Raw genomic sequence first — 11173 nt, 5'->3', positions numbered from 1 at the left:
GCCTGGGCCGGCCGCCTCAAGGGCGGGGCCGTGGCCGCCCTGGCCGCCCTGGCCGTGCTGGCCGCTGGCATGGCCTGGCGCGCGCAGCAGGCTGAAGGGCAGGCCCGGCAGCGGCGCCAGCAGGCCGATGACCTGGTCACCTACATGTTGGGCGAGTTCGCCGACAAGCTCCGCCCCATCGGCCGCCTGGAGCTGCTGGACAGCGTGGGCGCCAAGACGCTGGGCCACCTCTCCGCCAAGGACGAGGCCACGCCCATGGAGCGCCTGCAGCGCGCCAAGGCCCTGACCGTGATCGGCGAGGTGCGGGTGTCCAAGCGCGAGCTGGACACCGCACTGGAGCCGCTGCAGCAGGCCAACAGTCTGCTGGATGGCGAGCCGCCCAGCGCTGAGCTGCTGTCCGCCTGGCGCAAGGCGCAGGGGGCGGCGGCGTTCTGGCTGGGGCATGTGTATTACACGCAGAGGAAGTTCGACCCGGCGGAGGTGGCGCTGCGGCGCTACAAGGCGGTGAGCGAGGCCTGGGCAGGTATGGCGCCCGAGGATCTGGATGCGCAAACCGAGTTGGCCTACGCAGAGAACAATCTCGGCGCCTTGTTCCTCGACCAAGGCGCCTTGGGTTCTGCCGAGTCGGCCTTTCGTCGGGCACTTGCCGTCATCGACCGGGTACTGGCCCGGGGCGTTGGCGACGACAGCCTGAGAGGAGAAAAGGCCAACATGACCAGTTGGCTCGGCTCGACGCTGGTGCAGCGAGGGCGCCTGGTGCAGGCCGAGGCCGTGCTCATGCAGGCCCTGACGCAGTCTCGTGCGCTCTATGCCGCTCATCCTGGCGATCAGGCCTGGCTGGAGTCGAAAGCGAATGCGGCCCATGCCGTGGGCGACGTGTTGTGGCGCAGTGGCCAGACCCGCCGGGCGGAGCCCTACTTCCTGGACGCCGTCGCTGCCTTTCGTGAACTTCTGGCCGTCGATGCCAGCAACCGTAGCTGGTCTGCCGGGGCCATCCGCGCCGAAGCGGGCCTCATGCGGACCAAGGCACCGACCTTGGAAGCTGTCCAGCGGCTACTGGCACAGCTGGAGGCGCTGGAAGCTGGGCGGACACCGTCCATTCGCTGGCATCCCGTGCGGGCGGAGCTTGTCCAACTTGAGACTCGGCTGCGCTTGAAGCAGGGAGACTCACCAGGCCTCGTTGGCAACCGCCTCCAACAGATGCTGGCGCTGCTGAATGCCGGACTGCGCGAGTATCCGCGTGACCTGCCCTTGCGCGAGGCCGCCCTGGATCTGGCGCTGTTTCGCGCGGAAGCGATCCCGGCGAGCGACAAGCCGGCGATTTGCCAAGCAGCCTGGGCCGATCTGAGCGGCCCCGTGTTGAAGCCCATGCTGAAAGTCCATGCGGGCATAACCCGCCTGGCTAGCCGCGCGCTGAGCTGCCTGAACAAGCCCCAGGAAGCCCAGGCACTGACACGGTGGCTGGAAATCGAGCACCGTCAGCGCGCGGATACCGAGGGCTTCGATCCAGCATCCTGATTCCACACACCAGCCTAGGAGGCCTTTAATGTCCGATTCGACGACCGTTTTTGTACCCCCCTTCACCATCACCGCCGTGTCAACGCAGGGAGGCGTCGCCTACCCCACCTATGTCGATGCCAACAACGTGACCGTCCCGCCCGGGCTCAGCCCCATCCCGGTGACCCAGGGCTGCACGGCCGCCGGCTTCACCTTCACCCGCCAGACAGCTCTGCGTTTGGTGGGGGGCGCGGTCAAGACCATTGGCAACGATCCCACGATGATGAACTACAACTTTCTCGATGCCACGACCACCGGTTCGGGTAGCTCGACCAAGGATACTGTGACAGTACCCTGGGATGCTGGCGTCGAATCCACCCGCGGACTGGTGCTGCTCTTTGCACAGACGGATGCGCAAGGAAACATGTTGGGCTTTGTCCCAACCACCGATCCCACGATCAAGAACAATGGGGTGTGAGTAGGTTCGGAAATTCGGGGTCAGGTCTCATGTCCATGGGCAAGGCCTGACCTCCAATGCAGCCGCGACCTCATCGCTTTCAGCGCGAAGAATCGTGCTCGCGAAAGCAGCTAAGCAGCTGCTCGCCGCGGCCCCCCTGCACCCCGTCTGGCAAGCGTTGCCGCAGGACCCATCTGCCACGGTTGCAGGCGGGCCGCTTGACGAAGACAGGGGCGGCTGAGGCAGCATCGCAATTCCCGCACCGGAAGATTCTGGCCGTCGGTGCCAGTTGGTATGCGGTGTGTTTGCCGGTGCATCACGCACTGCCTGCCAATGATTTTGTGAATTCCGTGCAGCCTTCGACTTTCAGATGGTGAATTCGCCGGCGTCTCGCCATCTCCTTGACGTTTCCATTGCCCATGCGTCATCGGAATCCCTGGTTTTGTATGGCCTGATGGAATGCCCGGGAATGCTGGGTTCAGAGAAGACAAGTTCTGACTGTCAACGGCGGTGCTGCCAGGCTGCCTCCGCGGCGCAATAGCGATGTGAGGTCCAAGCTGCCGGAATTCTTCTGATACCTTCCTGCCGTCTGGCCGTCCATTTTTCATCTGATCCCTTCCAGCCACCTTTCTGCCCCAACGCTGGCGCTGACGGCGCGAAGCCTGAGGCCCAGAATACTGACGTGCCGCACCCAACGGTGCAGCGGCCTCGCAAGAGGTGGAAGCGAGATGAATTCAAGGGTAAACCCTCAATTCGACCCGCTTTGGCATGTCAAAAGCCTTCCGGAAGGTTCCCGGAAGGCTTCTTTCCCCCCGATTTCCTATCGTTCCGCCCATCGATGCACCGCGCATCGACGCGCCGCCCGCCCGCCTCCCCCCGGCATGTGCAGGCCCGCCCCTTCAGTTCCACCTGATGAGGTCACCATGAGCAAGGAAATCGACACCAGCCTGACTGAGGAATCCTCGGCTGCCCATCCCGCCAATACGGTAGCCGAGAATGCTGCGCCTGCAGCCGGCGAATCTCTGTCATATGAAAATATGCTGGCCCAGGTCGCCGCGAGCATGAATCCGGCGCCTGCCGTGCGTTATGAACCCATGGTCCAGCAGGGCCGGGTATTCCTGGTCAAGGATGTATTGAAGAGCCTGCGCAACGAGAAACTCCAGACCCAGGAGGAAATGGCGGAATGCTGCCAGCAGGGCCGATTTCGCGTCTCCATTGCCTCCATCAAGCGAGCAGAGATCGGGCGGCCGGTGCTTTTTCGTGTCGCGCGGGAATTAGCCCGGTATTTCAATGTGCCGGTGGAGAAAATCGTGAAAATGCGCCCGGTGACCGTTGCCGAATATCTGGCCGAGGAAACCAGGCACTGAGTTTGCGGCCGACGGCCGGTCCGGCTGACCGCGGGTTCCAGGCCCAAGGCTCTGCCGTGCTGGTGTCCTGAAGGGGGGCCGGGGCTGCATTGCTGAACAGTGCTGGCCGGGAGGCGCTCAGCGGGCGAGGGGCGGAGCAGGGGTCAGACCTTGCCTCCACCCTGCCTACCCTTGGCTGCAGGGGCATCGGAACGCCGTGCCGGCGCTGCGCTCGCCCATAATGCCGGCCATGCAATCCCTGCTGCTGGTCTGCACGGCCAACATCTGCCGCTCGCCCATGGCCGAGTCGGTGTTCAAGGCGCAGGCGGCCTTCCTCGGTCTGGGGCGGGTGGCCTCGGCCGGCGCGCGCGCGTCCACGCGCCCGCAGGGCATGGATGTGCGAGCCATCGCGGCACTCGACCGCCGCAAGTACCCCGTGGACAAGAAATGGCGCTCCCGGCGCGTGGAGGCCGAGGACTACCTGCGCTTCGACCACATCCTGGCCATGGACCAGGACAACCTGGACGCCCTGCGGCGCCAGTGCCCGCCTGAGCAGCAGCACAAGCTGCGCCTCTTGCTGGACCTCGTGCCGGGCCGGCAGGGGCAGGAGGTGCCGGACCCCTATTTCGGCAGCGCTGCGGGCTTCGAGAACGTGCTGGACCTGATCGAGTTGGCCGCGCGCAGCTGGTCGGCGACTCGAGCGGGCGCCCGATAGACAATGCCCGGCAAGCCATCCACCATGCTGTTCCGGACCAAGCTGGCCCTCAATCTTGTCGCCCAGATCGTGCTGGTGCTGGTGACGACGGGTGCGGTGGCCTACCTGGTTTCCGGCTATCGCAAGGTGATGGACCAGGGCCGCCAGTTTCTTGAGCGCGACCACCTCGTGGCCCAGTTGCAGCGCAGCTCGGACGAGCTGACGCGCATGGCGCGGCTCTTCGTGGTGAGCCGCGACCCCCAGTTTGCAGATCACTACCGCGAGGTCGCGCGCATGCGTGAGGGTCTGCAGGCCGAGCCCGAGGGCTATGACGAGGTCTACTGGGACCTCGCCCTGGACCAGCCCCGTGCCGCCGGCCGCCCAGCCGCCGCGCATTCCATGCAGGAGCGCATGCTGGAGGCCGGCTTCGATCCCGACGACTACGCCCGCCTGGCAGAGGCTCTGCGGCGCTCCGAGGCGCTGATGAAGGTCGAGCAGCAGGCCATGGGCCGAGTCGATACGCGCGGGTCCTCGCACCCCCTGGCCGAGGAGGACTGGAAGGAGGCGCTGGAGATGCTGCACGGCCCAGCCTACCGCCATGCCAAGGCCGAGATCATGGGCCCGCTGCGCGCGGTGCGGCAGTCCTTGAAGGCGGGTCACGAGGCCTGGATGCAGCCCCTGCAGGACAACCTCCGCTTTGCCGCCTGGCTGGCCATCGTCTGCCTGGTGCTGACGGCGGGCAACGCAGTCTTCATGGCCTTGCGCTACGACCGCTCGGTACGGCGCCCGGTGGAACTGCTGCGGCATTGGGCCAAGCAGGTGCGCAAGGGGCAGCAGCAGGGGCAGCGCATCAGCCTGGGCCACAGCTCGGAGTTCGGCGAGCTCTCGCAGGCCATCGACGAGATGGCGGAATCGGTGGAGCGCAGCCTGGACGAGCTCAAGGAAGAGGTGGCCCGACGTGCTCGCGCGGAGCAGGTGGTGCGCCACCTGGCCAACCACGATGCGCTGACCGGTCTGCCCTCGCTGCGCCTGCTGCATGACCGCCTGGATCGCGCCTTGGCCCAGGCCCAGCGTAAGAACCAGGGCCTGGCCCTGATCTTCGTGGACCTCAACGACTTCAAGCCCATCAACGACCGCTACGGCCATGAGGCGGGCGACCAGGTGCTCAAGGTGGTGGCCCAGCGCCTGGCGGCCTCACTGCGCGAGGCCGACACCGTCGGCCGCATCGGCGGCGATGAATTCCTGGTGCTGCTGCCTGACGTCGATAGCCTGGCGCAGGCCCAGCAGGTCAAGACCAAGCTGGTGGGCCTGTTGGAGCAGCCCATCTTCATCTCGGTGCACAACCTGGCCGTGCGGGTCAGCGCGGCCATGGGCATCGCGGTCTATCCCTCCATGGCCAGCGATGCGCAGGGCCTCATGCGCATCGCGGACCAGGACATGTACCGGGACAAGGCTGAGCAGAAGGCACGGTCCGCGCCGGGCGCCTGAACACGCGGCCGGCGCGCCGCTCAGGCGCCGCGCGCCGTCATGCGGACCTCGGCGACCTCGCGCCTGTCGGGGCCCGAACCGCTGAAGCGGTCCAGGGCCAGGTAGATCACTGGCGTGATGTAGAGCGTCACCGCCTGCGACACGATCAGCCCGCCCACCACCGCCAGGCCCAGGGGCTGGCGCAGCTCGGCGCCGGCGCCCAGGCCCAGGGCGATGGGCAGTGCGCCCATCAGGGCCGCCAGCGTGGTCATCATGATGGGCCGGAAGCGCAGACGGCAGGCCTCGCGGATGGCCTGTTCAGGGCTCATGCCGCCGGCGCGCTGGGCGTCCAGGGCGAAGTCGATCATCATGATGGCGTTCTTCTTCACAATGCCGATCAGCATCACGATGCCGATGGTGGCGATGATGGTCAGCTCCATACCGAAGAGCTCCAGCGTGGCCAGCGCACCCACTGCCGCCGAGGGCAGGCCGGCCAGGATGGTCACGGGGTGGATGTAGCTCTCGTAGAGAACGCCCAGCAGCACGTAGATCACCGCCAGCGCCAGCACGATGAGCAAGACCTGACCCCCTTGGGAGTCCTGGAAAACGGCCGCGTCCCCGCCATAGCTGGTGATGATGGAGGGAGGCAACTGGATCTCGCGCACATAGCCGTCCAGCCTGGCGGTGGCCTGGCCCAGGGGCACGTCTGGCGCCAGGTTGAAGGCCACGGTGATGGCCTGCAGCTGCCCCTGGTGGTTGATGGCCGTGGGGCCCAGGCCGCGCTGGACGGTGGCGAAGGCCTGTAGAGGCACCAGGGTGCCGTTGCGTCCGCGCAGCTGGATCTTGGCGAAGGCGTCCTCGGTGCCGCGGTCCTCGGGGCTGGCCTCCATGATGACCTGGTAGGTGTTGCTCTCGGCATAGATGCTGGAGACCTGGCGTTCGCCGAAGGCGTCGTACAGCGCCGTGCGCAGGTCCTGCATCTGCACGCCCAGCAGGTTGGCGCGCTCGCGGTCGATGATGAGCTCGGCCTGCAGGCCGCGCTGCTGGGAATCGCTGGTGACGTCTCGGAACAAGGGGTCGCCGCGCAGCTTCTCCTGCAGCTTCAGCGCCCACTGGTTGAGCTCGCCCGCACTGACGGATTGCAGCGAGTACTGGTAGCGGGCCTTGCTTTGGCGCCCGCCCAGCTGCAGGTTCTGCACCGGGCGCAGGTAGACGGCGATGCCCGGCACCTTGCGCAGCTCCTTGCGCAGGCTCTCCAACACCAGGGGCATGGCCGGGCGCTCCTTGCGGGGCTTGAGGTTGATGAACATGCGCCCGGTGTTCACCGAATTGCCGCCACCGCCGCCCGCGCCCAGCGCGGAGGCCACGCTGGCCACGGCGCCGTGCTGGCGCACGATCTCGGCCACGCGCTGCTGGAGCTGCTCCATGGCGGCATAGCTGATGTCCTCCGAAGCCTCGGTGCTGGCCTGGATCTGGCCCACGTCCTCCTCGGGGAAGAAGCCCTTGGGGATCAGCGCGTACTGGACGACGGTGGCGGCGAAGCTGGCCACCGTCACCGCCAGCACGGCCTTGCGGTGGGCCAGGGCCCAGTCCAGGCTGCGCTCGTAGGCGGTCAGCACGGCGCTGAAGCCACGCTCGAAGGTCTTGCCCAGGGCCGATTCCTCCACCTCGTGATGCGGCTGCAGGAAGCGGCTGCACAGCATGGGCACCAGGCTCAGCGAGACCACGGCCGAGACCAGGATGGACAGCATCACCACCACCGCGAACTCGTGGAAGAGCAGGCCGATGACACCTGGCATGAAGAAGATGGGGATCAGCACCGCCACCAGGGAGATGGAGATGGACAGGATGGTGAAGGCCATCTCGCGCGCACCGCGGATGGCAGCGTCGAAGGGCGCCATGCCGTCCTCGACATGGCGCACGATGTTCTCCAGCATCACGATGGCGTCGTCCACCACCAGGCCCACGGCCAAGGTGATGCCCAGCAGCGAGATGTTGTCAAGGCTGTAGCCGAGTGCATAGAGCAGGGTCAACGCGCCGATCAGCGAGATGGGCAGGGACAGGGTCGGGATCAGCGTGGCCACCGCCCGGCGCAGGAAGAGGAAGATCACCAGCACCACCAGGGCCACGGTCAGGGCCAGGGTGAAGTAGACGTCGTGCAGGGACGCACGGATGGACAGCGAGCGGTCGTTGAGCGTGCTCATCTGCACCGAGGCCGGCAGCTGCGCCGCCATGCGAGGCAGCATGGCCTTGACGGCATCGACCACGGCCACGGTGTTGGCATCCGGCTGGCGCTGCACGGCCAGGGTGATGGAGCGCTCGCCGTTGAAGCTGGCGTAGGACTTGGTGTTCTCGAAGCTGTCCTGCACCTCGGCTACGTCGCGCAGGAAGATGGGCTGGCCATTGCGGCTGGCCACCACGATGGAGGCGAACTCCTTCGCACTCTTCAGCTGCTTGTTGGCCTGGATGGTGAGGGTCTGGCGCGCGCCGTCCAGCCCGCCCACGGGTGTGTTCGCGTTGGCCGAGCGGATGGCCGCCTGCAGCTCCTCCAGCGTGATGCCACGCTGGGTGAGAGCCTCGGTGCGTGCCTGGACGCGCACGGCGTAACGCTTCTGCCCAAAGATGGACACCTGGGCTACGCCGTTGATGGTGGAGAGGGCCGGGGTGATGAGGTTCTCGGCGTAGTCGTTGAGGTCCGAGAGGTTCAGCGAGGGCGAGGTCAGGGCCACCATCAGCACGGGCGCGTCGGCCGGGTTGACCTTGCGGTAGGACGGTGGCGAGCTCATCTCGGTGGGCAGGGCGCGCAGGGAGCGGAACAGCGCGGCCTGCACGTCCACCGCTGCGGCGTCGATATTGCGGCTGGGGTCGAACTCCAGGGTCAGCGAGGTGCTGCCCAGGATGTTGGTCGATGAGATGCTGGACAGTCCGGCGATGGTGGAGAACTGCTTCTCCAGCGGCAAGGCCACCGAGGAGGCCATGGTCTCGGGGCTGGCGCCCGGCAGGCTGGCCTGCACATTGATGATGGGCGTGTTGTAGGAGGGCAGGGCCGCCACCGGCAGCTTGGAGAAGGCCGCCAGGCCTGCGATCACCAGGGAGAGGTTCAGCAGCACGGTCATCACCGGACGGCGGATGAAGAGTTCGGTCAGCCTCATTGGGGCACCCTTCGCACGGGGTGCCGCCCCGCCAGTCGAGAACGAGCCGCTTCGGGCAGTCGTGCGGGGCTCATGCGCTGGCTCCCGATGCGGCGGCCGGCGCGGCACTGGCGGCGGGGTCCGCCCGCTGCACACGGCCCGGATCGACGGCGGCGGGCTGCACCTTCAGGGGCGTGCCAGGTCGCAGGTTCTGCTTGCCTTCCAGCACCACCTGCTCGCCCGCTTCCAGGCCCTCGACGACGGCGAAGTCACCGAAGCCGTAGCGCAGTTGCACGGTCTTGAGCTGGGCAGTCTTGTCGGGTCCGACCACATAGAGCGTGCGCTCGGCGCCGCGCAGGATCAGCGCTGCCTGGGGCACGACCACGGCGTTCTTGAGGGTGCGCAGCGTCAGACGCACGCGCACGTACTGGCCAGGCCACAGCTGCTGGGCGGCGTTGTCGAACTCAGCGCGGGCCTTGATGGTGCCGGTCGCGGCATCGACGAGGTTATCGACGAATCGCAGCTGACCCTTCAGGGCGGGCTCGGCGGCCTTGCCTTTGCTGCGGGGCGCGCCGGGGAGGCTCACCTGCACGTCCAGCGGCTCGGTCCTGCCGTCGGCGCCCGGGCGTACGGCGGCGAGCAGGGGCTGCAGCTGGGTCTCGGGCACGACGAAGCTCACGCCAATGGGCGAGAGCTGCGCGATGTTCAGCAACGGTGTGGCGCTGGCATTGGCCTGCACCAGGGAGCCGGGCATGGCATTGACGAGCCCAGCCCTGCCGGAGAGCGGGGCGCGCAGCTCGTTGTAGCTGACGCTCACCTGCGTGCCCTGCACGGCGGCTTCGTCGGCCTGTACCAGGGCGCGCTGGGCCTCGACGGTGCTCAGCGCCGTGTCCACCGCGCTCTGGGCGACGAAGCCCTGGCGCAGTAGGTCCTGGGCGCGCTGGAGCTGACGTTCGGCGTCGGCCAGGCTGGCGCGATCGCGGGCCAACTGGGCGCGGGCCTTGTCAAGGTTGGCGCGGTCGGCGCGGTCATCGAAGCGGAACAAGACCTGACCCTTCGTGACCATCTGCCCGTCCTTGACCAGCACCTCGCGCACGGTGGAGGTGGTCTGGGCGCGCAAGTCCACGCTCTGCAAGGCGGCCACGGTGCCGGCGGCCTCGATGCTCACCGGCACGTCCTGGCGCTGCACCGTCACCACGCCCACGGCCTGCGGGGCTGCCGCGCCCTTGGCAGCGGGGGCGGAGGCTGCGCCGGCAGGGGCCTGCGCGCCGGGTTCGGTCGGGGTGGGTTTCCAACGCCAGGCAACGGCAGCGAGGATCAGCAGCAGGATGGTGGCAACGACGGGCGTGCGGCGCATGGGGCTTGCCTTTCTGGCCTGGGGGAGCGCATTGCGCGACCCCGGAACTCCCGCGCGCAGGGCGACGGAAGCCGGGCAGGCCGCGGGCTTGGCAGGTGAGCTGGAGAGAAGTCCCGAAGCTTAGCCCGGCGAACTCGCCAGCGTATTGCCCCGACGTCAAGTCAGCGCATGACTTTATGCACGCAGCAAGGCCAGCGCGAGGCGCGCGCCTGCGCGTGCGTTGTGCCGCACGAGGGCGATGTTGGTCGCCAGGCTGCGGCCCTCGCTGAGGGCCTTGATGCGGGCCAGCAGGTAGGGCGTCACCGCCTTGCCCTGGATGCCCTGGGCCTCGGCCTCCTGCAGGGCCTGCGTGGTGATGCGTTCGATCTCCTCGCGCGGCATGGCTTCGTCCGCCGGCACCGGGTTGCTGATCACCACGCCGCCGGCCAGTCCCAGGCCCCACTTGGCTCGCAGGAAGCGGGCCTGCTCGGCAGGGTCGTCGAGGCGGAAGTCGGCCTTGAGGCCGCTGTCGGGTGTATAGAAGGCCGCGAAGTTGTCCTGGCCGATGGAGAGCACCGGCACGCCGTGCGTCTCCAGGTATTCCAAGGTCAGGGGCAGGTCCAGGATGCTCTTGGCGCCCGCGCAGACCACGGCCACCGAGGTGCGGGCCAGCTCCTGCAGGTCGGCCGAGATGTCGAAGCTGGTCTCGGCGCCGCGGTGCACGCCGCCGATGCCGCCGGTCACGAAGACCTGGATGCCCGCCAGCTGCGCGCAGATCATGGTGGCGGCCACGGTGGTGGCGCCCACGCGGCCGCTGACCAGGGCGAAGGGCAGGTCGCGGCGGCTGAGCTTGAGCGCGTCGGGGCTTTGGCCCAGCAGTTCCAGCTCCTCGTCCGACAGGCCGATGCGGATCTTGCCCCCCATCACCGCGATGGTCGCCGGCACCGCGCCTTCCGCGCGCACGATGGCCTCCACCTCGCGGGCGGTCTGCACGTTCTGCGGGTACGGCATGCCGTGGGAGATGATGGTCGATTCCAGGGCGACGATGGGGCGGCCCTGCTCGCGGGCTCGGGCGACTTCGGGAGCGAAGATCAGGGGCGGGTTCATGGCGTGGTCTCCTCCAGGAGGGCGGGGCTCAGGCGCGGCGACACCGTGGCCGCGCTTTGCAGGGTGAGGGCGGCCAGGCGCTGGCCCAGCCGGCAGGCGGCGGCCAGGTCCTGCGGCGCGCGCTGCAGGCCGGCGATC

Annotated in this window: 7 protein-coding genes and 1 pseudogene; 5 read left to right on the top strand and 3 right to left on the bottom strand. The window is 67.8% G+C overall.

Annotated features, from left to right (window positions below):
• The 5 genes and pseudogenes from H5407_RS22990 to H5407_RS22970 form a co-directional block, all read left to right on the top strand.
• Positions 1–1518: pseudogene (locus H5407_RS22990) on the top strand (hypothetical protein); the annotation flags it as partial.
• A gap of 28 nt (positions 1519–1546) precedes the next feature.
• Positions 1547–1975 (top strand): hypothetical protein, encoded by a 429-nt coding sequence (locus tag H5407_RS22985; protein WP_183106821.1) that lies wholly within the window; start codon positions 1547–1549, stop codon positions 1973–1975.
• A gap of 902 nt (positions 1976–2877) precedes the next feature.
• Positions 2878–3321 carry a helix-turn-helix transcriptional regulator gene (locus H5407_RS22980; RefSeq protein ID WP_183106820.1) on the top strand — a complete coding sequence of 148 codons (444 nt, stop codon included), beginning with the start codon at positions 2878–2880 and terminating at the stop codon, positions 3319–3321.
• A 229-nt stretch (positions 3322–3550) separates the two neighbouring features.
• A complete protein-coding gene (locus H5407_RS22975) occupies positions 3551–4015 on the top strand; it encodes a low molecular weight protein-tyrosine-phosphatase (RefSeq protein ID WP_255501407.1) in 465 nt (154 codons plus the stop codon).
• Between the two features lie 3 nt (positions 4016–4018).
• The gene (locus H5407_RS22970) at positions 4019–5482 is read left to right on the top strand and encodes a GGDEF domain-containing protein (RefSeq protein ID WP_183106819.1); all 1464 of its coding nucleotides are present in this window, start codon (positions 4019–4021) and stop codon (positions 5480–5482) included.
• 20 nt (positions 5483–5502) lie between these two features.
• Here the strand turns inward: H5407_RS22970 and H5407_RS22965 are convergent, their stop codons facing one another.
• From H5407_RS22965 to H5407_RS22955, 3 genes are all read right to left on the bottom strand, one after another.
• A complete protein-coding gene (locus tag H5407_RS22965) occupies positions 5503–8613 on the bottom strand; it encodes an efflux RND transporter permease subunit (protein WP_183106818.1) in 3111 nt (1036 codons plus the stop codon).
• A gap of 70 nt (positions 8614–8683) precedes the next feature.
• Complete coding sequence (locus H5407_RS22960; RefSeq protein ID WP_183106817.1) at positions 8684–9949, bottom strand: efflux RND transporter periplasmic adaptor subunit; 1266 nt, start codon at positions 9947–9949, stop codon at positions 8684–8686.
• A 174-nt stretch (positions 9950–10123) separates the two neighbouring features.
• A complete protein-coding gene (locus H5407_RS22955) occupies positions 10124–11035 on the bottom strand; it encodes a pseudouridine-5'-phosphate glycosidase (RefSeq protein ID WP_183106816.1) in 912 nt (303 codons plus the stop codon).
• Between the last annotated feature and the right edge of the window lie 138 nt (positions 11036–11173).

This window comes from Mitsuaria sp. WAJ17 (genome assembly GCF_014174515.1).
Lineage (GTDB): Bacteria > Pseudomonadota > Gammaproteobacteria > Burkholderiales > Burkholderiaceae_C > Roseateles_B.
The sequence above is the reverse complement of the archived record's forward strand: the minus strand, read 5'-3'. Positions and strand labels throughout refer to the sequence as shown.

Bases quoted from the DNA above. Each gene is read 5' to 3' on its own strand.
- H5407_RS22975 (WP_255501407.1), top strand. From the start codon at position 3,551: ATGCAATCCCTGCTGCTGGTCTGCACGGCCAACATCTGCCGCTCGCCC.
- H5407_RS22970 (WP_183106819.1), top strand. From the start codon at position 4,019: ATGCCCGGCAAGCCATCCACCATGCTGTTCCGGACCAAGCTGGCCCTC.
- H5407_RS22960 (WP_183106817.1), bottom strand. From the start codon at position 9,949: ATGCGCCGCACGCCCGTCGTTGCCACCATCCTGCTGCTGATCCTCGCT.
- H5407_RS22985 (WP_183106821.1), top strand. From the start codon at position 1,547: ATGTCCGATTCGACGACCGTTTTTGTACCCCCCTTCACCATCACCGCC.
- H5407_RS22955 (WP_183106816.1), bottom strand. From the start codon at position 11,035: ATGAACCCGCCCCTGATCTTCGCTCCCGAAGTCGCCCGAGCCCGCGAG.
- H5407_RS22965 (WP_183106818.1), bottom strand. From the start codon at position 8,613: ATGAGGCTGACCGAACTCTTCATCCGCCGTCCGGTGATGACCGTGCTG.
- H5407_RS22980 (WP_183106820.1), top strand. From the start codon at position 2,878: ATGAGCAAGGAAATCGACACCAGCCTGACTGAGGAATCCTCGGCTGCC.